25 protein-coding genes are annotated in these 23,524 nt (G+C 71.3%); 17 read left to right on the top strand and 8 right to left on the bottom strand.

The features are described from left to right. The first annotated feature begins 379 nt into the window (after positions 1-379). The 3 genes from EST92_RS05535 (at position 380) to EST92_RS05525 (ending at position 2,847) form a co-directional block, all read left to right on the top strand. Positions 380-1,237 (top strand): heme o synthase, encoded by an 858-nt coding sequence (locus EST92_RS05535; protein WP_343283774.1) that lies wholly within the window; start codon positions 380-382, stop codon positions 1,235-1,237. 46 nt (positions 1,238-1,283) lie between these two features. Then, positions 1,284-1,664 carry a hypothetical protein gene (locus EST92_RS05530; protein ID WP_129279805.1) on the top strand — a complete coding sequence of 127 codons (381 nt, stop codon included), beginning with the start codon at positions 1,284-1,286 and terminating at the stop codon, positions 1,662-1,664. 136 nt (positions 1,665-1,800) lie between these two features. Further along, positions 1,801-2,847, top strand: a complete 1,047-nt coding sequence (locus EST92_RS05525; protein WP_129279804.1) for an amidohydrolase — start codon at positions 1,801-1,803, stop codon at positions 2,845-2,847. On the opposite strand, the gene EST92_RS05520 is transcribed toward EST92_RS05525, so the two are convergent. The 3 genes from EST92_RS05520 to EST92_RS05510 all read right to left on the bottom strand — a co-directional run bounded on the left by EST92_RS05520 (position 2,820) and on the right by EST92_RS05510 (position 5,668). Further along, a complete protein-coding gene (locus EST92_RS05520) occupies positions 2,820-3,824 on the bottom strand; it encodes a COX15/CtaA family protein (protein WP_129279803.1) in 1,005 nt (334 codons plus the stop codon). The two genes, EST92_RS05525 and EST92_RS05520, sit on opposite strands and share 28 nt — an antisense overlap. Positions 3,825-3,920: 96 nt before the next feature. Beyond that, positions 3,921-4,709, bottom strand: a complete 789-nt coding sequence (locus EST92_RS05515) for an ABC transporter permease (protein ID WP_129279802.1) — start codon at positions 4,707-4,709, stop codon at positions 3,921-3,923. After that, a complete protein-coding gene (locus tag EST92_RS05510; RefSeq protein WP_129279801.1) occupies positions 4,706-5,668 on the bottom strand; it encodes an ABC transporter ATP-binding protein in 963 nt (320 codons plus the stop codon). Before EST92_RS05510 ends, EST92_RS05515 begins: the two co-directional genes overlap by 4 nt. A 289-nt stretch (positions 5,669-5,957) precedes the next feature. Between EST92_RS05510 and EST92_RS05505 the strand changes: the two genes are divergently transcribed. The 12 genes from EST92_RS05505 (at position 5,958) to EST92_RS05450 (ending at position 15,858) form a co-directional block, all read left to right on the top strand. Beyond that, positions 5,958-6,836, top strand: coding sequence for an ArsR family transcriptional regulator (locus tag EST92_RS05505; RefSeq protein ID WP_129279800.1), 879 nt, complete (start codon positions 5,958-5,960; stop codon positions 6,834-6,836). Beyond that, positions 6,833-8,254, top strand: a complete 1,422-nt coding sequence (gene sufB, locus EST92_RS05500; RefSeq protein ID WP_086718023.1) for a Fe-S cluster assembly protein SufB — start codon at positions 6,833-6,835, stop codon at positions 8,252-8,254. Before EST92_RS05505 ends, sufB begins: the two co-directional genes overlap by 4 nt. 59 nt (positions 8,255-8,313) lie before the next feature. Further along, positions 8,314-9,498, top strand: coding sequence for a Fe-S cluster assembly protein SufD (sufD, locus tag EST92_RS05495; protein ID WP_129279799.1), 1,185 nt, complete (start codon positions 8,314-8,316; stop codon positions 9,496-9,498). Further along, a complete protein-coding gene (locus tag EST92_RS05490) occupies positions 9,495-9,812 on the top strand; it encodes a non-heme iron oxygenase ferredoxin subunit (RefSeq protein WP_129279798.1) in 318 nt (105 codons plus the stop codon). The genes sufD and EST92_RS05490 overlap by 4 nt, the downstream gene beginning before the upstream one ends. 7 nt (positions 9,813-9,819) lie before the next feature. After that, a complete protein-coding gene (gene sufC / locus EST92_RS05485; RefSeq protein WP_129279797.1) occupies positions 9,820-10,584 on the top strand; it encodes a Fe-S cluster assembly ATPase SufC in 765 nt (254 codons plus the stop codon). Next, entirely contained in the window at positions 10,581-11,837 is a 1,257-nt protein-coding gene (locus EST92_RS05480; RefSeq protein WP_129279796.1) for a cysteine desulfurase, read from the top strand. Before sufC ends, EST92_RS05480 begins: the two co-directional genes overlap by 4 nt. 37 nt (positions 11,838-11,874) lie before the next feature. After that, complete coding sequence (gene sufU / locus EST92_RS05475; protein WP_129279795.1) at positions 11,875-12,333, top strand: Fe-S cluster assembly sulfur transfer protein SufU; 459 nt, start codon at positions 11,875-11,877, stop codon at positions 12,331-12,333. Next, positions 12,330-12,665, top strand: a complete 336-nt coding sequence (locus tag EST92_RS05470) for a metal-sulfur cluster assembly factor (RefSeq protein ID WP_086718002.1) — start codon at positions 12,330-12,332, stop codon at positions 12,663-12,665. Before sufU ends, EST92_RS05470 begins: the two co-directional genes overlap by 4 nt. A 120-nt stretch (positions 12,666-12,785) precedes the next feature. Then, entirely contained in the window at positions 12,786-13,106 is a 321-nt protein-coding gene (locus tag EST92_RS05465; protein WP_129279794.1) for a multidrug efflux SMR transporter, read from the top strand. Beyond that, a complete protein-coding gene (locus EST92_RS05460; protein ID WP_129279793.1) occupies positions 13,106-13,645 on the top strand; it encodes a TetR family transcriptional regulator in 540 nt (179 codons plus the stop codon). Before EST92_RS05465 ends, EST92_RS05460 begins: the two co-directional genes overlap by 1 nt. Positions 13,646-13,769: 124 nt before the next feature. Next, a complete protein-coding gene (dapD, locus tag EST92_RS05455; protein ID WP_129279792.1) occupies positions 13,770-14,771 on the top strand; it encodes a 2,3,4,5-tetrahydropyridine-2,6-dicarboxylate N-succinyltransferase in 1,002 nt (333 codons plus the stop codon). 100 nt (positions 14,772-14,871) lie between these two features. Continuing rightward, entirely contained in the window at positions 14,872-15,858 is a 987-nt protein-coding gene (locus EST92_RS05450) for an EI24 domain-containing protein (protein ID WP_254068539.1), read from the top strand. Here EST92_RS05450 and dapA read toward each other — a convergent pair. The 3 genes from dapA to EST92_RS05440 all read right to left on the bottom strand — a co-directional run bounded on the left by dapA (position 15,770) and on the right by EST92_RS05440 (position 19,000). Beyond that, on the bottom strand, positions 15,770-16,735 hold the full coding sequence (gene dapA, locus EST92_RS05445) for a 4-hydroxy-tetrahydrodipicolinate synthase (RefSeq protein WP_129279791.1): 966 nt from the start codon (positions 16,733-16,735) through the stop codon (positions 15,770-15,772). The two genes, EST92_RS05450 and dapA, sit on opposite strands and share 89 nt — an antisense overlap. Before the next feature lie 150 nt (positions 16,736-16,885). Continuing rightward, positions 16,886-17,035 carry a hypothetical protein gene (locus EST92_RS31535; RefSeq protein ID WP_167511565.1) on the bottom strand — a complete coding sequence of 50 codons (150 nt, stop codon included), beginning with the start codon at positions 17,033-17,035 and terminating at the stop codon, positions 16,886-16,888. Between the two features lie 126 nt (positions 17,036-17,161). Next, complete coding sequence (locus EST92_RS05440; protein WP_129279790.1) at positions 17,162-19,000, bottom strand: endonuclease/exonuclease/phosphatase family protein; 1,839 nt, start codon at positions 18,998-19,000, stop codon at positions 17,162-17,164. Between the two features lie 220 nt (positions 19,001-19,220). On the opposite strand from EST92_RS05440, the gene EST92_RS05435 reads away from it, so the two are divergent. Both EST92_RS05435 and EST92_RS05430 read left to right on the top strand, forming a co-directional pair. Continuing rightward, positions 19,221-20,753, top strand: a complete 1,533-nt coding sequence (locus EST92_RS05435) for a hypothetical protein (protein ID WP_129279789.1) — start codon at positions 19,221-19,223, stop codon at positions 20,751-20,753. A gap of 191 nt (positions 20,754-20,944) precedes the next feature. Then, complete coding sequence (locus EST92_RS05430; protein ID WP_129279834.1) at positions 20,945-22,396, top strand: alkaline phosphatase PhoX; 1,452 nt, start codon at positions 20,945-20,947, stop codon at positions 22,394-22,396. A gap of 64 nt (positions 22,397-22,460) precedes the next feature. On the opposite strand, the gene EST92_RS05425 is transcribed toward EST92_RS05430, so the two are convergent. Both EST92_RS05425 and EST92_RS05420 read right to left on the bottom strand, forming a co-directional pair. Then, positions 22,461-22,961: a methyltransferase domain-containing protein gene (locus tag EST92_RS05425; RefSeq protein WP_254068537.1), complete on the bottom strand. Its 501-nt coding sequence runs from the start codon at positions 22,959-22,961 to the stop codon at positions 22,461-22,463. 4 nt (positions 22,962-22,965) lie between these two features. Further along, positions 22,966-23,524: TerD family protein (locus EST92_RS05420; RefSeq protein WP_174243930.1), on the bottom strand; the 559-nt coding region annotated here is incomplete at its 5' end.

Below are 23,524 nucleotides of genomic sequence, written 5' to 3'. Positions count from 1 at the left end.
ATACGACCAGACTGCCGGGCACCGGTCCGGTTCGCCTCCCGAACGCCGGGTGAACGGGCGCGGAAACGTACCCGGGAGCCCTCGCGCCCCGGCACCCAACACGACCCCACCCCCGCGAAGATCGCCGAATGGCCAACGTCTAAAGTGGCGTGGTACGCGCAAGCCCTTCCGTCCGGGTCGATACCGCCGAAGGAGCTTGCAGGCCTTATCTCTTCCGCGGCAGAGGCCGCTGATGTTACTTCCAGGGGTGTGCGTGACGGCCGTCGAATCCCGTCCTGCGGGTGGGGGCACCGCCCACGCCCACAAGGCTGAGGGCAAGCGTTCTCAGCTCCCCAGAAGTCCCGGTGACCGGCCGTTCGGGGCCCGGGTCCAGGCATTCGTGGCGCTGACCAAGCCACGGGTCATCGAGCTGCTGCTGATGACCACGGTGCCGGTGATGTTCCTGGCCGCCAAGGGCGTGCCCGATCTGTGGCTCGTCCTGGAGACCTGCATCGGCGGCTACCTCTCCGCCGGCGGCGCCGCGGCCTTCAACATGTACCTCGACCGTGACATCGACGCGCTGATGGACCGCACGTCCCAGCGGCCGCTGGTCACCGGCATGGTCTCGCCGCGCGAGTGCCTGGTGTTCGCGACTGCCCTCGCGGTCGGCTCCACCGCCTGGTTCTGGTTCCTCGTCAACCCGCTGTCGGCGATGCTGTCGCTCGGTGCGCTGCTTTTCTACGTCGTCGTTTACACGATGATCCTCAAGCGGCGCACCAGCCAGAACATCGTCTGGGGCGGTATCGCGGGCTGCATGCCGGTCTTCATCGGCTGGTCGTCGGTGACGAACTCGGTCTCCTGGGCCTCGTTCGTCCTCTTCCTGGTCATCTTCTTCTGGACGCCGCCGCACTACTGGCCGCTGTCGATGAAGGTCAAGGACGACTACGAGCGGGTCGGTGTGCCGATGCTGCCGGCCGTCGCGGGCAACAAGGTCGTCGCGCGCCAGATCGTCGCCTACAGCTGGGTGATGGTGGCCGTCTCCCTGCTGCTCCAGCCGCTGGGCTACACCGGCTGGTTCTACACCGCGGTCGCGCTCGTCTGCGGCGCCCTCTGGCTCAAGGAGGCGCACGGTCTGCAGTCCCGCGCCAAGGCCGGGATCACAGGCGCCAAGCTCAAGGAGATGCGGCTGTTCCACTGGTCCATCACCTATGTGTCGCTGCTGTTCGTCGCCGTCGCCGTGGATCCCTTCCTTCGCTGAGGGGTGTGGGGGATCACCCCCACAAAGAGCCGTACTCGCGGGTAGCATGCTGTTCATGGCAGACACCCAGCAGGCGGACGAGCAGGTGGAGACGGTGGCCGGCGCAGCGGCCGGAAAGCGGGCCGGCCGGCGCACGGCCAGGCTCGCCAAGGAGATCCGCGCCTTCGCCGCCACCCATGGCGGCAGCGCCGAAGGCCAGCTCGCGCACCTCGGCCGCGGCCGCATCCGGATCGCCCTCGTCGGGGCCAACGGCGAGTGGGGCAACCTCGTCGCGGACACCGCCGAATCCGCCAAGGCGGCCGCCGAGCAGGCCGGCCTCACGCTCCAGGAGGACTTCGACGGCGACCTCGCCGCCAGGGTCCGTACCGGCCGCTACGAGTGGTCCCGGATGGCGGGCATCCAGGTGGGCGGCCCGGCCAACGGCTGACGGCCGGCGCCCGGGCGCCGTGCGCCGGAGCGCACGCCGGAAGCGGAGCCCGCTACCTCACCACCGCCTCGGCCGTTAGGTTCACCGGGCGCGGCGCTCCGGCCACGCCCGGCGGGCTCACGGCGAGGAGGGGCGGATGGACGGTTCTCCACCGCTCATCGATCAGTACAGCCACGGCGCGGTGCACGGCGAGCTCGGCCTCGGCTCCTTCGAGAGCCACCTCGCCGCCGCGGTCGGCGCCCAGGGCCCGGCGCCCGCCGGCACCAGCTACTTCGACAGCGTCACCGGCCTGGCGATACGCCGCTGGTGCCCCCCGCTGCTCGGCCTGGAACCGCACTGCCCGCCCGCCCGCTACCTCGCCCGCCGGCGCGAGGTCGGGGCCTACCGCGCCGGACGGATACTGCTGCGCGGCTGCGGCATCGGCACGTTCCTGCTGGAGGCCGGCACCCCCAGCGAGCTGACCTCGGCCACCGAACTCGCCACCGCCGCCGAGGCCCCGGCCCACGAGGTCGTCCGGCTCGAACCGCTCGCCGAGCAGGTCGCCGACACCTCCGGCAGCGTCGACTCCTTCATCGGCTACACCGCCGAGGCCCTCTACGCCGCGGCCCAGCACGCCACCGCCTTCGCCTCCGGCGCCACCCACTGCGACGCCCATGCCCCGGAGGCCGGCGAGGTACGGCGCGCCGCGGACCGCTGGCTGCGTGGCCGCCGCCCCGGGCAGCGGCTCGGCGAGCCCGCACTCGTCCGGCATCTGTTGTGGAGCGCGGTGGCGACCGGTCTGCCGGTGCAGCTGCACTGCGCCGATCCGCAGCCGCTGGCGGCGTTCCTGCGGGCCACGGCCGGCATCGGCTCGGCTCTCGTCCTGCTGCCGGCCGTGCCGCACCACCGGCGGGCCGCGCAGCTCGCCGCGCTGCACGCCCATGTGTATGCGGACGCCGGCCCCCGCCCCGAGGAGACGCTGGGTCAGGCGCCGTTCGGCAAGCTGCTGTTCTCCTCCGGTGCCCGCGGGCTGCCCGAGCTGTACGTCACCGGCGCCCGGTTCTTCGCCCGCGCCATGGGCCGGCTCGTCCGGGAGTGGACCGACGAGGGGCTGTGCGGCGCCGAGGACGGGCGGCGGATCACGGAGATGGTGGGGTCGGGGACCGCACGCCGGGTCTACCGGCTGGACGCGCCGGCCATCTGAGAACCGGTCGCCCCGTGCTCGCCCGCGGGGGCGGGCACGCCGGGCTCCCCCTCCGGGAGCGGACCGCGGTCGCGCAGCGACATGGCCACCCGCAGCACACAGATCCACACCAGGGCCGAGCCCAGCATGTGCACCCCGATGACGAATTCGGGCAGGCCCGTGAAGTACTGGACATAGCCCACGACGCCCTGTGCGGCGAGGCAGCCGAACAGCTCCAGGACCCTGCGGCGCGGCGCGGCCGGTGCCGCGACGGCGCGCAGCGTGAACCACAGGGCGACGGTCAGGCCGATGACGATGTAGACGAAGTCGACGTGCAGCTGGGTGATCTCCTGCCAGTCCACCGCGATCCGGTGGACCTTGCGGGCGTCGCCGGCGTGCGGCCCCGCGCCGGTGACGACGGTGCCGATGACGGTGAGCGCGCCGGCCGCCGCCACCAGCAGCCAGGCCAGCTGCCGCACCGGCCGCGCGACCAGGGCATGCGGCTCCTCGTCGCCCTCGCCCGCCCGCTTCCAGGTCAGGACGGCGACCGTGAGCAGCCCCGTGGCCGCCAGGAAGTGCGCGCTGACGATGTACGGGTTCAGGCCGGTGAGGACCGTGATGCCGCCGATGACGGCGTTGGACATGACGAGCCAGAACTGCGCCCAGCCGAGGCGGGTGAGCGAGCGGCGCCGGGGGCTCCGGGCGCGGGCGGCGATGATGAACACCCCGATGACCACGCACAGCACATCGGTCAGCATGCGGTTGCCGAACTCGATGAGCCCGTTGATGCCCATCGCGGCGGTCGGCGTCAGGCTGTCCGGCGTGCACTTGGGCCAGGTCGAGCAGCCCAGTCCGGACTGGCTGAGCCGGACCGCGCCGCCCGTGACGACGATGATCACGGCCATCACGACGGTGGCCAGCGCGGCCCGCCGCACGAAGGCCGCGGACGGCTGCCAGCGGCGGGCGATCAGCTCAAGGGGATTCAGCGTGTTCGGCACGGGAGACATCGTAGGACGGTCCTTGTGCACGTTTTCACGAGGGGTCCCCGACCCGCCCGCCGCCACCTCCGCGGCCGGGCAGCGGCCCGCCGGCGGCTACTCCCAGCGGAAGAACTTCGCCGCCGCGCCCAGCCCGAGCACCGCCCAGACGGCGAGGATGCCCAGGTCGCTCCACGGCATCCCGGTGCCGTGCTGCAGCACGTCCCGCAGGCCGTCCGACAGGGCGGAGACCGGCAGGAACTGCAGGACGGACTGCGCCGCCGCCGGGAACTTGGCCAGCGGCACGATCACCCCGCCGCCGACGAGCAGCAGCAGGAAAACCAGGTTGGCGGCGGCCAGCGTCGCCTCGGCCTTCAGCGTCCCCGCCATGAGGAGACCCAGGCCCGAGAAGGCGGCCGTACCGAGGACGAGCAACAGCAGCACCGGCACCGGGCTGCCCTGCGGGGACCAGCCCAGCGCGAGCGCGATCACCGTCAGCAGCACGGTCTGCAGGACCTCGGTGACCAGCACCGCGCAGGTCTTGGCGGTCATCAGCGCCCAGCGGGGGAGCGGGGAGACGGCGAGCCGCTTGAGGACTCCGTAGCGGCGCTCGAAGCCGGTGGCGATGGCCTGGCCGGTGAACGCCGTGGACATCACGGCCAGCGCGAGGACGCCCGGCGCGAGGAAGTCCACCGGCTTTCCGGACCCCGTGTCGACGATGTCGACGGCGGAGAACAGCACCAGCAGCAGTGTCGGGATGACGACGGTCAGCAGCAGCTGCTCGCCGTTGCGCAGCAGCATCCGGGTCTCCAGCGCCGCCTGCGCCCGGATCATCCGGGACAGCGGCGCCGCGCCGGGCCGCGGGGTGAACGTGCCGGAAGCGACACCGGCTCCGGTGGCGGTCATGCGCGCAGCTCCTTGCCCGTGAGCTCCAGGAAGACGTCCTCCAGGGTGTGGCGTTCGACGGCTATCGCGTCGGGCATCACGCCGTTCTGGGCGCACCAGGAGGCGACGGTGGCCAGCAGTTGCGGGTTGACCTTGCCGTGCACCCGGTAGATGCCGGAGGCCGGCTCGGTGGCGGCGCTGTCCGCGGGCAGCGCCTTGAGGAGCGAGGCGAGGTCGAGGCCGGGGCGGCCGGTGAAGCGCAGGCTGTTCTCCGCGCCGCCGCGGCACAGCGCGTCCGGGCTGCCCTGGGCGATCACCCGGCCGCCGTCGATGATCGCGACATCGTCGGCGAGCTGCTCGGCCTCGTCCATGAAGTGGGTGGTCAGCACGGTGCTGACGCCGTCGGCGCGCAGCTCGTGTACGAGGTCCCAGGTGGCGTGCCGGGCCTGCGGGTCGAGTCCGGCCGTGGGCTCGTCGAGGAAGACCAGCTCGGGGCGGCCGACCACGGCCATCGCCAGCGCCAGACGTTGCTGCTGGCCGCCGGACAGCCGTCGGTACGGCGTCCGGCCGCAGCTGCCCAGGCCGAGCCGCTCGATCAGCATGCCCACGTCGAGGGGGTCGGCGTGCAGGGAGGCGGTGTGCCGCAGCATCTCCTCGGCCCGGGCGCCCGCATAGACGCCGCCGGACTGCAGCATCACACCGACGCGCGGCCGCAGCGCCGCGGCGTCCGCGACCGGGTCCAGACCCAGTACCCGGACGTGGCCGGCGTCCGGGCGGCGGTAGCCCTCGCAGGTCTCGATGGTGGTGGTCTTGCCGGCGCCGTTGGGGCCGAGCACGGCGGTCACCTCGCCGCGCCCGACGGTCAGGTCGAGTCCGTCCACGGCGGTCTTGGTGCCGTAGCGCTTGACCAGTCCGACGACCTCGACGGCAGGCTCTCGGCCAGGGGGCCGGGGGGCGCCCCCCGGAGAGGTGCTGGGCATGCCGGGCAGTCTACGGAGAGTGGCAGGGCGCTCTTCAACGGGGGCGTGGATGCGGAAGGGGCCGAGGTACGCAAAACGGCGGTGCGCGGCCGCACAATTTCCGCCGGCCCGCGCGCCCTGGTGCGCCCACGTCCGCGGCCGTCGGCCGGGCTCGTCCCGTTGCAGGTCGGAGGGGCATTCGAGAGTTCCGGCGGGTGCTTGAATTAGGTGAACCTAAGTGATAGAGGCCACCCGCCCGTGATCGGGACGAGGCTTGTATCGCTTTGACGAATTACGCAACAATGGCGTTGTGAAATACGCGAGCGAGGAGCAGGAAGGGCCCGCGGCCGAGCAGACCGCCGGGCCGGCCGCCTCCGCGCCCGAGCAGTCCGGACAGCCCGGGCAGGCAGGGCACCGCGCGGCCGGCGCCGGGCACCCCGCGGCGCCGCACGACGAACAGCAGGGCACCCGCAACAAGGTCGCCCGCTCAATCCTCGACCACGGTCCGTCCACCGCGGCCGAGCTGGCCCTCCGGCTGGAGCTGACCCAGGCGGCCGTCCGCCGTCATCTGGACGCGCTGGCCGCGGAGGGCGTCGTCGAGCCCCGCGAGAAGCGGGTCTACGGCACTCGTGGCCGCGGCCGCCCGGCCCGGGCCTTCGCCCTCACCGACTGCGGACGGGACGCCTTCGACCAGGCCTACGACCAGCTCGCCACCGACGCGCTGCGCTGGATCGCGCAGAGTGCGGGCGGCGGCGAAAAGGGCGAGGCGGCCGTTGCTGCCTTCGCCCGCGCCCGGCTCGCCGCCCAGGCGGAGGGCTACCGCAAGGAGGTCGAGGCCGCCGAGCCGCAGGCCCGTACCGAGGCCCTGGCGAAGGCATTGACCGCGGACGGGTACGCTGCTACGGCGCGCAGCGCGCCCAATCCCCAGCTCGGTGAACAGCTCTGCCAGCACCACTGCCCGGTCGCCCATGTCGCCGAGCAGTATCCGCAGCTGTGCGAGGCGGAGACCGAGGTCTTCTCCCGTTTGCTGGGGACCCATGTACAGCGGCTGGCCACCATCGCCCATGGCGACGGGGTGTGCACGACCTTCGTCCCGAAGGCCGGCGCCGGCAAGGCCGCTCACCGCACGCCACGCACCACCAAGACCACCACAGCATCTGCAAGCACGGCCGGGAGGAACCCCGCATGACGCTCCCCACGGAGACTGCTCACCCTGAGCTCGAGGGCCTGGGCAAGTACGAATACGGCTGGGCCGACTCCGACGTGGCCGGCGCCTCCGCCAAGCGCGGGCTCTCCGAGGCCGTCGTCCGCGACATCTCGGCGAAGAAGAACGAGCCGGAGTGGATGCTCAAGCTCCGCCTCAAGGGCCTGAAGCTGTTCGACAAGAAGCCCATGCCCAACTGGGGCTCGGACCTGTCCGGCATCGACTTCGACAACATCAAGTACTTCGTCCGCTCCACCGAGCAGCAGGCCGCCTCCTGGGAGGACCTGCCCGAGGACATCAAGAACACCTACGACAAGCTCGGCATCCCCGAGGCGGAGAAGCAGCGCCTGGTCGCCGGTGTCGCCGCGCAGTACGAGTCCGAGGTCGTCTACCACCAGATCCGTGAGGACCTGGAGGCGCAGGGCGTCCTCTTCCTGGACACCGACACCGCCCTCAAGGAGCACCCGGAGATCTTCCAGGAGTACTTCGGCACGGTCATCCCGGTCGGCGACAACAAGTTCGCGTCGCTGAACACCGCGGTGTGGTCCGGCGGCTCGTTCATCTACGTGCCCAAGGGTGTCCACGTCGACATCCCGCTGCAGGCCTACTTCCGGATCAACACCGAGAACATGGGCCAGTTCGAGCGGACGCTGATCATCGTCGACGAGGACGCCTACGTCCACTACGTCGAGGGCTGCACGGCGCCGATCTACAAGTCCGACTCGCTGCACTCCGCGGTCGTCGAGATCATCGTCAAGAAGGGCGGCCGCTGCCGCTACACGACCATTCAGAACTGGTCGAACAACGTCTACAACCTGGTCACCAAGCGTGCCGTCGCCTACGAGGGCGCGACCATGGAGTGGGTCGACGGCAACCTCGGCTCCAAGGTGACGATGAAGTACCCGGCGGTCTACCTGATGGGCGAGCACGCCAAGGGCGAGACCCTGTCCATCGCCTTCGCGGGCGAGGGCCAGCACCAGGACGCCGGCTCCAAGATGGTCCACATGGCGCCGAACACCTCCTCCAACATCGTCTCCAAGTCGGTGGCGCGAGGCGGCGGCCGCACCTCCTACCGCGGCCTGGTCGAGATCGGCGAGGGCGCCGCGGGCTCCAAGTCCAACGTGCTGTGTGACGCCCTGCTGGTGGACACCATCTCCCGTTCGGACACCTACCCCTACGTCGACGTCCGTGAGGACGACGTCTCCATGGGCCACGAGGCGACCGTCTCCAAGGTCAGCGAGGACCAGCTCTTCTACCTGATGGCGCGCGGCCTGTCGGAGGACGAGGCCATGGCGATGATCGTGCGCGGCTTCGTCGAGCCGATCGCCCGTGAGCTGCCGATGGAGTACGCCCTGGAGCTCAACCGGCTGATCGAGCTGCAGATGGAAGGCGCGGTCGGCTGACGCCGCACCCCCAGCAGCGACCGACTCCCTGATTGCAGAAAGCGAGCTAAACGACAGCCATGGCTGAGGCTCAGACTATTCCGGCGGGCTCCACCACCACCGGCTCCCTTGCGGTGGCGGCGGAGTCCACCGTCGCCACGAGGATGAGCGCCCCGCCGTCCTACGACGTGGCGGACTTCCCGGTGCCGCACGGCCGCGAGGAGGAGTGGCGCTTCACTCCCCTCGCGCGCCTGAAGGGCCTGCACGACGGCAGTGCCGTGGCCGCAGGTCCCGACCTGAAGATCGACATCACCGCCCCCGAGGGCGTCACCCACGAGCTGGTCGACCGCTCCGACCCGCGGGTCGGCAAGGCCGGCAAGCCTGTGGACCGGGTCGCCGCCCAGGCGTACAGCTCCTTCGAGAAGGCCTCGGTGGTCTCGGTCCCCAAGGAGACCGTGCTCTCCGAGCCCATCCGGATCACCGTGCACGGTGAGGGCGGTACGACCTTCGGCCACCAGGTCGTCGAGCTCGGCGCGTTCGCCGAGGCGGTCGTCGTCATCGACCACACCGGCGACGCGGTGCTCGGCGCCAACGTCGACTACCTCCTCGGCGACGGCGCCAAACTGACCGTCGTCTCCGTCCAGGACTGGGACGACGACGCCGTCCACGTCGGGCAGCACAACGCCCTCGTCGGCCGGGACGCCACCTTCAAGTCCGTCGTGGTCACCTTCGGCGGCGATCTCGTCCGGCTGCACCCGCGCATCACCTACGCGGGCCCCGGCGGTGAGGCCGAGCTCTACGGTCTGTACTTCACCGAGCGGGGTCAGCACCAGGAGCACCGCCTCTTCGTCGACCACGAGGCGTCCAACTGCCGCTCCCACGTCGTCTACAAGGGCGCGCTCCAGGGGCAGGACGCCCACGCGGTCTGGATCGGCGATGTCCTCATCCAGGCGTCGGCCACCGGCACGGACACCTACGAGCTCAACCGCAACCTCGTCCTCACCGACGGCGCGCGGGTCGACTCGGTGCCCAACCTGGAGATCGAGACCGGCGAGATCGTCGGCGCCGGCCACGCCTCGGCGACCGGCCGCTTCGACGACGAGCAGCTGTTCTACCTGATGGCCCGCGGCATCCCGGCCGACGAGGCCCGCCGGCTGGTCGTCCGCGGCTTCTTCGCCGAGCTGGTCCAGCAGATCGGTCTGCCGGACGTCGAAGAGCGGCTGATGAGCAAGGTCGAGGCCGAGCTGGAAGCGTCCGCGGCATGACGTACGTACGCGCAGCGGCGCTCAGTGAGCTGGAGGAGGACACCCCCAAGCGGGTGGAGCTCGACGGCGTCCCGGTCTCGCTGGTCCGCACCGAGGGCGAGGTGTTCGCGATCAACGACATCTGCTCGCACGCGAACGTCTCCCTCTCGGAAGGCGAGGTCGAGGACTGCTCGATCGAGTGCTGGCTGCACGGTTCGAGTTTCGACCTGCGCACCGGCAAGCCGAACAGCCTTCCCGCGACGCTCCCCGTCCCCGTTTACCCCGTCAAGATCGAAGGGGACGACGTGCTCGTCTCCGTCACCCAGGAGTCCTGAGTTCCCCATGGCAACGCTTGAGATCCACGACCTGCACGTCTCCGTCGAGGCCGAGAACGGCCCGCGCGAGATCCTGAAGGGCGTCGACCTGACCGTGAAGCAGGGCGAGACGCACGCCATCATGGGCCCCAACGGCTCCGGCAAGTCGACCCTCGCCTACTCCCTCGCGGGTCACCCCAAGTACACGATCACCGGCGGCACCGTCACCCTCGACGGCGAGAACGTCCTGGAGATGTCCGTCGACGAGCGGGCCCGCGCCGGCGTCTTCCTCGCCATGCAGTACCCGGTCGAGGTGCCCGGCGTCTCGGTCTCCAACTTCCTGCGGACCTCCGCGACCGCGATCCGCGGCGAGGCCCCCAAGCTGCGGCTGTGGGTCAAGGAGGTCAAGGAGGCCATGGAGCGCCTCCAGATGGACCCCTCCTTCGCCGAGCGCAACGTCAACGAGGGCTTCTCCGGCGGTGAGAAGAAGCGCCACGAGATCCTCCAGCTGGAGCTGCTGAAGCCCGCGATCGCGATCCTCGACGAGACCGACTCCGGTCTGGACGTCGACGCCCTGCGGACCGTCTCCGAGGGCGTCAACCGCGTCCGCGAGACGGGCGAGGTCGGCACCTTGCTGATCACCCACTACACGCGCATCCTGCGTTACATCAAGCCCGACCACGTCCACGTCTTCGCCAACGGCCGGATCGCCGAGTCCGGCGGCGCCGAGCTCGCCGACAAGCTGGAGGCCGAGGGCTACGAGGCATACACGAAGGGTGGCGCAACCGCGTGACACAGCTGCCGGGCCTCCTCGACACAGAGGCGATCCGTAAGGACTTCCCCCTTCTGGACCGCCAGGTCCACGACGGGAAGAAGGTCGTGTACCTGGACAACGCGGCGACCTCCCAGAAGCCGCGCCAGGTCCTCGACGCCCTGAACGGGTATTACGAACGCCACAACGCCAACGTCCACCGCGGCGTGCATGTGCTCGCCGAGGAGGCCACGGCGCTGTACGAAGGTGCCCGCGACAAGGTGGCCGCCTTCATCAACGCGCCGAGCCGCGACGAGGTGATCTTCACCAAGAACGCCTCCGAGTCGCTCAACCTCGTGGCCAACATGCTCGGCTGGGCCGACGAGCCCTACCGCGTGGACCGCGAGACCGAGATCGTCATCACGGAGATGGAGCACCACTCCAACATCGTCCCGTGGCAGCTGCTCGCGCAGCGCACCGGCGCGAAGCTGAAGTGGTTCGGCATCACCGACGACGGCCGCCTCGACCTGTCCAACATCGACGAGGTCATCACCGAGCAGACGAAGATCGTCTCGTTCACGCTGGTCTCCAACATCATGGGCACCATCAACCCGGTCGAGACGATCATCCGTCGCGCCCAGGAGGTCGGCGCGCTGGTCTGCATCGACGCCTCGCAGGCCGCCCCGCACATGGTGCTGGACGTCCAGGCGCTGCAGGCCGACTTCGTGGCCTTCACCGGCCACAAGATGTGCGGCCCGACCGGCATCGGTGTCCTGTGGGGACGCCAGGAGCTGCTGGAGGACCTCCCGCCGTTCCTCGGCGGCGGCGAGATGATCGAGACCGTCTCGATGCACTCCTCGACGTATGCACCCGCGCCGCACAAGTTCGAGGCCGGTACGCCCCCGATCGCCCAGGCCGTCGGCCTCGGTGCGGCCGTGGACTACCTCAGCTCGATCGGCATGGACAACATCGCCGCGCATGAGCACGCGATCACCGAGTACGCCGTCAAGCGGCTGCTGGAGGTCCCCGACCTGCGCATCATCGGCCCGAGCACGGCCGAGGACCGCGGGGCGACGCTCTCCTTCACGCTCGGCGACATCCATCCGCACGACGTGGGCCAGGTGCTGGACGAGCAGGGCATCGCGGTGCGGGTGGGCCACCACTGCGCACGGCCGGTCTGCCTGCGCTACGGAATTCCTGCGACCACCCGGGCGTCGTTCTATCTGTACTCCACCCCCGCCGAGGTCGACGCCTTGGTCGAGGGCCTGGAGCACGTCCGCAATTTCTTCGGTTGACCACGCACAGCGGATGAGGACGAGGACTGACTGAGCCGTGAAGCTGGATTCCATGTACCAGGACGTCATCCTGGACCACTACAAGCACCCGCACGGGCGCGGTCTTCGGGACGGCGACGCAGAGGTGCACCATGTCAACCCCACCTGCGGTGACGAGATCACGCTGCGCGTGCGGCTCGACGGCGCCACGATCGAGGATGTGTCCTACGAGGGCCAGGGCTGCTCCATCAGCCAGGCCAGCGCGTCGGTGCTCAACGAGCTCCTGGTGGGCAAGGAGCTCGGGGACGCGCAGAAGATCCAGGAGACCTTCCTGGAGCTGATGCAGTCCAAGGGCCAGGTGGAGCCGGATGACGCGATGGAGGAGATCCTGGAGGACGCGGTGGCGTTCGCCGGTGTCTCCAAGTACCCGGCGCGTGTGAAGTGCGCGCTGCTCAGCTGGATGGCCTGGAAGGACGCCACGGCCAAGGCCCTCTCCGAGGAGGCGAAGACCGCATGACCGACACCCCGACCACCACCAAGCCGGCCTCCGAGGAAGAGGTCCGCGAGGCGCTGTACGACGTCGTGGACCCCGAGCTGGGCATCGATGTCGTCAACCTGGGGCTGATCTACGGGATTCACGTCGACGACGCCAATATCGCCACCATCGACATGACGCTGACCTCCGCGGCCTGCCCGCTGACCGATGTCATCGAGGACCAGGCGAAGTCCGCCACGGACGGCATCGTCAACGAACTGAAGATCAACTGGGTCTGGATGCCCCCGTGGGGCCCGGACAAGATCACCGACGACGGCCGCGAGCAGCTCCGCGCGCTGGGCTTCAACGTCTGACGAGATCTCCGAGCGATACGGCCGTGCCCGCCAGCCACCACTGGCGGGCACGGCCTTGTCGCGTGGCGGGACCCGCGCGGATATGTACGCCCGTACGCAACGTTGTGTACGCTCGTACGCATGGCCTATCTGACGCTCGCCGGCGCGATCCTGTCCGAGGTCCTGGCGACCACCGCGATGAAATTCAGCGACGGCTTCAGCAGGCTGTGGCCGTCGCTGTGTACCGCGGCGGGCTACCTCCTCGCCTTCTTCCTGCTGGCGCAGACGCTCAAGACGATGAGCGTCGGCACCGCGTACGCCCTGTGGGCCGGTGTCGGCACGGCGCTGATCGCCGTGATCGGGATGGTGTTCCTGGGGGAGAGCACCAGCGCGCTGAAGATGCTCGGGGTGCTGCTGGTCATCGCCGGGGTCGTGGTGCTGAATCTGGACGGGGCGCACTGATGGCGCGGCGCCATGACCCCGGGCGGCGGCAGCGGATCATCGACGCGGCGATCGCCGTGGTCGGCGCGCGGGGGATCGCCGGGCTCAGCCATCGGTCGGTGGCCGCGGCGGCGGACGTGCCGCTCGGCTCGACCACGTACCACTTCGCGACCCTGGACGAGCTGCTGATCGCCGCGCTGCGGCAGGTCAACGGCGAGTGGCTGGCCGGCTTCGCGCGCTGGGTGGACGGGCTCGATCCGGCGGTGCCGCTGGCCGAGGAGGTCGCGGGGCTGGTGGCGGAGACCCTGGCCGGCGACCGCGCGCGGGTGGAGCTGGAGTACGAGCTGTATCTGGCGGCGCTGCGGCACGAGGCGGTGCGGCCGATCGCCGCCGAGTGCCTGGACGAGATGGTGCGGCTGCTGGGCCGGCGGATCGGCGACGAGCGGACCGCGCGCGCCGTGGTGGCCTTCGCGGACGGGCTGCTGCTCCAGCATCTGCTGACCGGCGCGCCCTTCGAACCCGCGGTGGTGCGGGACGGGCTGGCCGGGGTGCTGGGCTGACCGGCCGCCGGGCGGGAGGCAGGGGCTCGCGCGGTCGTACGAGGCCGGTGGTGCGACCGTACGGCCGGGCCCGATCGCTGAGACCGGTTCGCCTCGACGGGCGCCCTCCGGTTAGGTTTCGAGCATGACCGATGCTGCTGCTTCCGCTGCTTCTTCCCGTACCACCGGCGCCGTCGCCGCCGGGCTCGCCACCGTCACCTCCGACGGCACCGTTCTCGACACCTGGTTCCCGGCGCCCGAGCTGGTGGGCTCGCCCGGCCCGGCCGGCACCGAGCACCTCGACGACGCGCGCGCCACCGAGCTGCTGGGCGCCACCGTGCTCAAGGCGATCGGTCCCGACCCGGTCCGCCAGGTCGAGGTCGTCGCCGTCCGTACGGTCATCGCCTCCCTCGACGACAAGCCGCTGGACGCGCACGACGCCTATCTGCGCCTCCACCTGCTCAGCCACCGGCTGGTCAAGCCGCACGGCCAGAACCTGGAGGGCGTGTTCGGCCTGCTGGCCAACGTCGCCTGGACCTCGCTGGGCCCGGTGGCCGTCGACCAGGTGGAGACGGTGCGGCTCAACGCCCGCGCCGAGGGGCTGCACCTCCAGGTCACCAGCATCGACAAGTTCCCGCGGATGACCGACTACGTCGCGCCCGCCGGGGTGCGGATCGCGGACGCCGACCGGGTGCGCCTGGGCGCGCACCTCGCGGCCGGAACCACCGTCATGCACGAGGGCTTCGTCAACTTCAACGCCGGGACGCTGGGCACCTCCATGGTCGAGGGCCGGATCAGCGCGGGTGTGGTCATCGGCGACGGCTCCGACGTCGGCGGCGGCGCCTCCACCATGGGCACCCTGTCCGGCGGCGGCAAGCAGATCATCTCGGTCGGCGAGCGCTGCCTGCTCGGCGCCGAGTCGGGCATCGGGATCGCGCTGGGTGACGAGTGTGTCGTCGAGGCCGGTCTGTATGTGACGGCGGGTACCCGGGTCACCCTGCCCGACGGCCAGATCGTCAAGGCCCTGGAGCTCTCCGGCGCGGACAACATCCTCTTCCGCCGCAACTCCACCACCGGTGCCGTCGAGGCCCGCCCGAACAAGGCGACCTGGGGCGGCCTCAACGAGATCCTGCACAGCCACAACTGAGCGCACACGGCAGCACCGACGGCCCGGCGGACGCCCCGCCGGGCCGTCGGCGGTACGTCCGCCGTCCTGGGCCCGGGCGGGCGCCGATAGGCTGTGCGCCATGCGTGATCTTGTAGCGGGGATTCGGTATCTGGGCAAGGGCCAGCGCTGGGTCGCCCAGCACGGCCGGTGGTGGGGGTTCGGACTGATTCCGGCCCTGATCGCCCTGGTGCTGTATGCGGGGGTGCTCACCGCGCTCGCCCTCTGGTCCGGCGACATCTCGGCCTGGGCCACGCCGTTCGCCGACGGCTGGGGCGAGCCCTGGCAGGGGCTGCTGCGCGGGGTGTTCGTGGCCCTGCTGTTCGCCGGCGGGCTGACGCTCTCCGTGCTGACGTTCACCGCCGTCACCCTGCTGATCGGCGACCCCTTCTACGAGTCGCTGTCCCGGACGGTCGAGGAGTCCGAGGGGCACTGCCCGCCGGACCCGGACCGGCCGCTGTGGCAGGAGATCGGGATCGCGCTGCGCGACAGCGTGCATGTGCTGCTGCGGGCCGCCGGCTTCGGGATCCTGCTGTTCGTCCTCGGGTTCGTGCCGTTCCTCGGGCAGACCGTGATCCCCGCCGTCGGATTCTGCGTCTCCGGCTTCTTCCTCGCCGTCGAGCTGACCTCGGTGGCCATGCAGCGCCGGGAGATCCCGGTGCGCGAGCGGCTGCGGCTGCTGCGTGGGCGCAAGGGACTCGCCGTCGGCTTCGGCACCCCCGTCGTGCTGCTGTTCCTGATCCCCTTCGTCGCGGTGGTGCTGATGCCGGGTGCGGTCGCCGGGGCGACGTTGCTGGTACGGGATCTGGTGTCGGACGCCGGCGAGCCGTCGGCGCCGGACGAGGGCGCGGCCGGGCCGGATCGGGCCGCGCCCTACGGGCAGACCGCGGCCGGGGCGCCGTACGGACAGCACGGTGCCGCGGCGCCCGGGCAGCCCGGTGCGCAGGGCGGTTTCGGCCCGGCGCCCGCACCCTTCCCGCCTAGCCAGGGACACCCGCAGGCACCGCGGTACCCGTCTCCGCCGTCCGGTCCAGGGTCGTCCGCAGGGCGTCCACCAGCCGGCTGGTGAGCGCGGCGTCCGCCGCCAGCAGCGGGCCGCGGACCGGCCCCGCGGGCAGGCCGAGGTGGTTCAGCAGCGCCTTCGCGGTGACCGTGCCGGGCGTCTCGGTGCCGGTCACCGCCTCGATGAGGGGGACCAGGGCGAGCTGACGGCGGGCCGCCTCGGCGGTGTCCCCGGCGTCATAGGCGTCCAGGACGGCGCACACCGCCCGTGGCGCGGCATTGGCGACGGTGCTGATGCAGCCGGCGCCGCCGAGGGCGCGCAGCGGCAGGATCTGCTCGTCGCAGCCCGCGTAGTAGGCCAGGCCCGTCGAGGCCAGCACCTTCGCCGACTTCAGCAGGTCGTAGCCGCAGTCCTTGACCGCGGCGATCCGCGGGTGGGCGGCCAGCCGCAGCAGGGTCGCGGCACTCAGCGCGGTGCCGGTGCGGCCCGGGATGTCGTAGAGCATCACCGGCAGCCCGGTGGCGTCCGCGACCGTCCGCAGATGCTGGGTGACGGCCTCCTGGGTGGGCCGTGAGTAGTACGGCGTGACCACCAACAGTCCGTGTGCGCCCGCCCGTTCGGCGCTGCGGGCCAGCGCGACGGTGTGCCGGGTGTCGCTGGTGCCGACCCCGGCGGTGATTCTCGCCCGGTCCCCGACGGCCTCGACGACGGCCCGCAGCAGGGCCTCCTTCTCGGCGTCCGACGTGGTCGGGGACTCCCCGGTGGTGCCGCTCAGGACCAGGGCGTCGCAGCCGCCTTCGTCGACGAGGTGGGTGGCGAGCTGCTGCGCGCCGTCGGTGTCGAGCTCGCCGTCGGCGGTGAACGGGGTGATCATGGCGGTCGCGGTGCGGCCGAAGGGTGATACGGCCGCCCGGGGTGCGAGGGGATTGGTCACAGGGGTCATGCCAGGAGTCTGAGGGCGCCTCATATTTCACGTCCAGTTAGTTGTTCTGGCTGATTCGTTAAGCACTGCTGCTATGTCCCGGGTTGGCGGCGCAACGCGGAACGGCCGCCGCACCTTCGGTGCGACGGCCGCTCGGGCATCACAGGCCCATCACGCGTCAGTCAGGCCATTCCGCGAACGCTTCAGGTCCTGGGTCCGCTCGGAAGCGGACTCCTCCGACGACTTCGGCTTCCGCTGGTCGGCGCGCCGCTCCGCGGCACGGTCCTTGTTGCCCGACTTACGGTTCTGGGACTTCGGCATGATGACTCCCTATGTCTCGCCGAATGTTTCTTACGTGCCCAGTACCGCATTCCCGGCGGCAATCGGCCCCCGGACGTGGGCCAGTGGAGTGACGGGAGCGTCACGCGGGGTGACTCGGTGCGGGGCTCACGGCCGGATGCGCAGCACCTGCGGATCGTGGTCGCTGGCCTGGTCGGCGTACTCGGAGTTGAGGTGCACGATGTCGTAGTCGGCCCTGGTCAGCGGGCGAGTGGTGAGCATGTGGTCCAGCACCTGTGAGTTGCCCTGGTAGACGTAGCCGTAGCGCTCGGCGGCCGGAAGCCGGTTGACCTGGTCGGTGAGCACCCCGCCGGCGGTGAGGCTCTTCAGGGCCGGCGAGAACTGGTAGTCGTTGAGGTCACCGGCCACCACCACACCGGCCTTCGGGTCCTTGGCCAGCAGTTCCTTGACGAACCCGTGGACCAGCTCGGCCTGTGCGGTGCGCTGGGTCTCCGAGCTCCTCGCCGGTGGCTGGAAACGGCTGTCCAGGCCCTGGTCGCCGCCCTTGGAGTTGAAGTGGTTGGCGATCACGAAGACCCGGCTGCCCGGACGGCTCTTCAGCGCGAACTGGCCGACGAGGGGCTTGCGGCTGGTCTTCCACGCCTCGTCGGTGGGCGCGATCCGGCCCGGGGAGGCGGACAGCGTGACCTTGCCGTGGTCGCCGACCACCTTCACCGGGGTGGTGGCGTCGCCGCCCTTGATGTCCGTGAAGGACACCCGGTCGGGGTTGAACAGGAACGCCGTGCGGATGTTGCCGCCGGGCTGGCCGCCGTCCTGGTCGTTGACCGGGTCGATCTGCCGCGCCTCGTACGCCGGGCCGCCGGCCGCCTTGATGGCGTCGGTCAGCTTCTTGAGGGTCTCCCCGGCGGTGACCACCCCGTCGTCCTTGGGGCCGCTGTCGTCCTGGACCTCCTCCAGCGCGACGACGTCGGGGGCGGACAGGTTCTGCACCAGGGCCTTGGCCAGCCGGTCGAACTTGGCCTGCGGGGTGGCGGGGGAGAGGTTCTCGACGTTGTAGGTGGCCACCGCCAGCTCGTCGGACTTCTGCTTGCGGGTGCTCTCCGGCGCCGGGCCGTGGTCGGTGAGCTTGCCCAGCTCGGTGGCCTGGAGGGTGTAGCCGCCGAAGTTGTCGTAGTCCAGCGGCCCGGCGGTGGTGCCGGTCAGCGCCTGGCCGACATCGGCCACCGGGAACGGCTGCTGCGAGAACGGGATCAGGGAGCCCACCTTGATCCGGCCGCCGTTGGGGTCCGCGTACGACCGGTAGAGCGTCCCGCCGCGGGTCGTGCGGTCGTGGCCGGGCTCGGCGGTCACCCACAGCTCGTGGTACTTGTTCGTCGGGCCGACGACCGGCGCGTTGGAGACCGCGACCCGCATGCCCTCCAGGGACTCGTAGCGGTCCAGGGCGTACGAGGAGGGGCGCAGCTTCAGCGACTCGATGCTCTTGCCGCCCGCGGCCGGGGCGTAACGGCCGGGCACCGAGGCCGGGTTGAGCTTGAAGGCGGCCGGCAGCGGAGCGTCGGAGGAGACCGTCTTCCAGGTCGCGCCGGTGATCTCGGTGACGGACTGCAGGCCGGCGTCCTTGCCGCCCGGGTAGTACTCGCTGACCGTGCCGGAGAAGGTGAGGGCGTCGCCGACGGCGACCTTCGGCGTCTCCTTGCCGGTGAAGACGAAGACCGCCTCACTGGTGGCGGGGTTCTTGTCCGGGTGCGGGTCCTGCACCCAGAACCCGCGCGCCGAGCCGAACGAGCGGATCGCGGTGACCGTGCCGGGCACCTCGCTGACCTGCTGTCCGACCAGCGGGGATATGCGGGTGCTGCCTTGTATGTCGTGGATCCGGGTGCCGGCCGCGGAGGCGGACTGCGTGGTGATCAGCAGTCCGCCGGCCAGGGCGGCACCGGCCACGGCGCCGATGGCGAGCGGCCTGCGGAGCGAACGACGGGACGGCATGGATGCCTCCGAGGGGGTGATGGGGGGTGGACGGTGCAGCGGGCCTACGGAGCAGTAACCGGCGCGCTACGCGCGTCAATCTCTTGTGTACGCACGGGAGTTGTCAAGACTCCTCGGGTGTCCGACAGGAGGCGCCGGGGTGAACCGTCCGAGATACGGAGAATTCCGTCTACGCTTGGGCGCGCACGAGCCCGTAGCCGTCCGAGGAGCTGAGCACCCGATGTCCGCAGACCGTCCCACCCTGCCGCCGGTGCGGCTGCACTCCGAAGCGGAGCTGGCCCGGGACGCACTGAGCGCCCCGCTGATGGCCCGGGCCGCGAAGCTCGCCCGCTGGGCCGAGCGGGGCGTCCCGGTCGGGGTGGGCGGCGAGATCCTCCAGGAGCCGCTGGCCGCCGCCACCGAGCACCTCGGCCTGGCCGGCGACGAGGACGGTCCCGCGTACACCGCCGAGGCCTGGCAGCTGGCGGTGGACACCGGACTCGTGGAGATCGAGGAGGCTCCCGACGACGAGGACGGCACCGACCTGCCCGACAACGCCGCGGCCGGCACCGCCACCCCCGGCGAGGAGCTGGGCCTGCTCACCTCCGGCAGCCCGCAGGACATCCTCGACATCTGGCTCGGCGGCATGGAGACCGTGCTCGCCGACGCGGCCGCCCCCGATCTCGCCGATCTCGCCGACCAACTCACCCAGGGCGGCGAGCTGGACCTGGACGCGATCGACTGGAACCCGGAGGAGGAGGCCGAGCTGCTGGACGGCATCCTCGGCAACCTCTATCTGCTCACAGCCCTGAACGAGCGTCCCGACCAGGACGTCCCGCTCCCCGCGCTGGCCGCCTCCATGATCGTCCCGGACGACATGGACGAGCCCACCGACGACGTCCTCGAAGAGGTCTCCGAGGCGATGATGCGCCTGGACGACCAGTTCCGGGTGCTGGAGCCGATCGGCCTGGTCGCCTACACGCCCGTCGACGAGGCGCTCATCGAGGAGCTCGACGAGGACGGCGAGACGGTCCTCCCCCAAGGACCTTCGACAGGCTCCGGTCCAGGGGGGACCCCCATCGCCGAGCCGCTGACGGACGAGGACGTCTCCCGTTACGGCCTGGTCCGCCTCACCCCGCTCGGCGTCTACGCCGTCCGCGCCCGGATGCTGGACGCGGGCGTGCACGCCCCGGCCGTCGGCGACCTCTCCGACAAGGGCGCCGACGTCCTCCTGGAGGCGCTGCCCGACTACCCCGAGCCGCTCGCCCAGGCCGAGTCCGAGCTGTGGCTCGCCGCCCGTACGCCCCTGGACGCCGCGCGGGACCTGCTCGCCGCGGCCCGGGGCGACGACGAGCGCGCCCCGCGCCGCCGGCTCGGCGCCCAGCAGACCCTCTCCCTGGTCGCGCCGGACGCCGAGGAGGCGCTGCGCGAGGTGCTCGACGACCGGCAGCTGGGCGGCCTGGCCCGGGTCTGGCTCGCCGAGCGCGGGCTGCCCGGCATCCCCGAGCCCTCCCAGGAGATGATCTTCTGGCTGACGGTGGACACCCTCGCGGCGCAGCTGGACAGCGCCGAGGAGGAGGCCACCGCCGAGCTGCGTGAGCTGGTCCAGGGCCTGACCGACCAGCACAGCGGCTTCTTCGAGGCGGCCTGGCGGGTGGACCACCCTGCCACCGCCGACGTCCTGGAGGCCATGGGTCGGCTGCACCCGGACAAGAAGGCCGCCAAGGAGGCGCGTAAGGCCGCGTTCAAGGCGCGCTCGCGGCAGTCGGACTGAGCCGGTCCGACCCCCTGAGGTACCGGCGGGGCCGGTCCGGCGGAGCAGGGCCCACTACGGCCCGGTTCCGCCGGACCGGCCCCAACTGCTCCCTGGATGTCGTACCGCGTTCAACTGGAGTTCGACGACGCGCGCAAATGTGGGCGGCGTAGGCCCCAGGGGAGAAGAAACCGGCCATCTTGGAGATGACAATGCCGCTCACCCGAAGAGACTTCGCCACGCGTTCCGCCCTCGCCGGCGCGGGGGTTGCGCTGGCCGGCAGCGTCGGGGTGCTGGCCACCGCGCCCGGAGCCCTCGCCGCGGAGCTCCCGGACGCCGGCCCGGACGGTGCGCCGGACGGGTCCGCGCCCGGCTACGGCCCGCTGGTCCCCGACCCGGACGGCATCCTCGCGCTGCCCGCCGGGTTCTCGTACCGGATCATCACCCGCACCGGCGTCACCACGCTCGACAGCGGTGAGTCCACCCCCTCCAACCACGACGGCACCGGCACCTTCGAGGGGCACCGCGGCACCACCCTGCTCGTCAACAACCACGAGCTCAAGGGCCCGCGCGCCGACTGGCCGCACCCGGTGCCGCTGACGGAGGGCCTGGTCTACGACCCGGCGGCGTCCGGCGGCTGCACCGTCGTCGAGGTCGCCAAGGACGGCAGCCCGGTCGGCGAGCGGGTCGGCATCGCCGGTACCTCCACCAACTGCGCCGGCGGTACCACCCCTTGGGGCACCTGGCTCACCTGCGAGGAGACCGAGGACAAGGCCGGCGACCACGGCATGACCAAGGACCACGGCTACGTCTTCGAGGTCGACCCGCACGACCTCGCGGCCGGCCGGAACCCCAAGCCGGTCAAGGCGCTGGGCCGTTACGCCCACGAGGCCGTCGTCGTCGACCCCAAGCGCGGCCACCTCTTCCTGACCGAGGACGCCGCCGGCCCCAACGGCCTGTTCTACCGCTGGACCCCGCCGCACGGCTTCCGGCACGGCCACGGCCGGCTGCGCACGCTGGCCGACGACGCGGGCGTGCTGGAGGCCTTCAAGTGCTTCGACTCCGGCGGCCGGTTCGTCGACGACCTCTCGCGCGCCACCAAGGCCGGCACGGTCTACGGCGTCGACTGGGTGGAGGTGCCCGACCGCGACGCCCGGACGGTCTCGGTCCGCAAGCAGTTCAAGGACGGTGAGGTCACCCGCGCCCGCAAGCTGGAGGGCATGTGGTGGGCGGACGGCGGCGCCTACGTCGTGTCCTCCTACGCCCGCGAGGAGAGCCCGGTCCAGCACGACGGGCAGGTGTGGTTCTATGACCCGCGGCGGCGGACGCTGACCCTGAAGGTGCTGCTGGGCGTCAACCAGGACCCGTCCAAGGACGGCGCGCTGGACGGTCCGGACAACATCAGCGTCTCGCCCTACGGCGGCCTGATCATCGCCGAGGACGGCGAGGGCGTGCAGCACCTCTTCGGCGCCACCGACGACGGCCGGACCTACCCCGTCGCCCGCAACGAGCTCAACATCGGCACCGCGGACGAGCCGGAGTTCAGCGAGTTCACCGGCCCGGTGTTCTCCCCGGACGGGCGGACGCTGTTCGCCAACATCCAGGAGCCCGGCATCATGCTGGCCATCACCGGCCCGTGGAGGCGGCAGCGCCGGCAGCGGTAGCCGCCACCCCGACCACCGGGGACCGGCGCGTGGCCCGGGCCCTCTGCCGTACGGGCGGAGGGCCTCAGCCGGCCGTCGCGGTCAACACGTAGTAGTCCAGCAGACCGGTCTCATAGGCCGTCAGGTAGCGGCGCGGCCACTCGTCGCGGAGCTCCGGCTGCTGGGCCATGTAGCGGTCGTAGTCCTCCCAGACCCCCTCGCCGATCGGCCGGACGCGGACCTGCCGCAGGCCCGCCGCGGAGAGCGTCGCGGCGACCTCGTCGACCACATGCGGCACGTCCAGGCCGTCGGCATACGGGGGCAGCAGCCCGGGCAGCGCGCGGGCGGCGGCCGGGGTGAGGGCGAAGAACGTGGTCAGCGCCAGCCGGCCGCCCGCGCACAGCACCCGCGCCGACTCCCGGGCGAAACCGGGCAGATCGCGGAAGTGCTGCGCCGCCTCGACGGAGAAGAGGCAGTCGACGCTGCCGTCGGGGAGCGGGATCTGCTGCGCCGCGCCCGTAGCGGGCCCCCGCCGCGGACGGCCCGCGCCGCCTGCCGCGGGGCGGGGCCGTCCGGCGGGCGTCACCGGTTCACAGCGCCTGGGCGGCCGGTTTGGTCATGCCGCGGACCGTGCGGGCGTCGACGAACTCGCCCAGCGCGGTCATCTCCCACTCGCCGGAGTACTGGCGGATGAGCTTCGCCATCATCACGCCCGTCCGCGGTTCGGCGTGCGTGAGGTCGAAGCGGACCAGCTCCTCGCCGCTCTGCGCGTCCAGCAGGCGGCAGTACGCCTTGGCGACATCGGAGAACTTCTGGCCGGAGAAGGAGTTCACGACGAAGACCAGGCCCGTCACCTCCGGGGGCAGCCCGCCGAGATGGACGGTGATCGCCTCGTCGTCGCCGGCGCCCTCGCCGGTGAGGTTGTCGCCGGAGTGCTGGATCGCACCGCCCAGGATCATCAACTTGCCGAAGAAGCAGTTGTCGACCTTCTTGCGGTCCGGGCCGTAGGCGATGACGGAGGCGTCCAGGTCGATGCTCCGGCCCTGGAAGGCGGGCTCCCAGCCGAGGCCCATACGGACCGAGCTGAGCACCGGACGGCCGCCCTTGACCAGCGACACGGTCTGGTTCTTCTGCAGGCTGACCCGGCCC

The organism is Streptomyces sp. TM32 (assembly GCF_004122755.1).
Classification (GTDB): domain Bacteria; phylum Actinomycetota; class Actinomycetes; order Streptomycetales; family Streptomycetaceae; genus Streptomyces; species Streptomyces sioyaensis.
The sequence above is the reverse complement of the archived record's forward strand: the minus strand, read 5'-3'. Positions and strand labels throughout refer to the sequence as shown.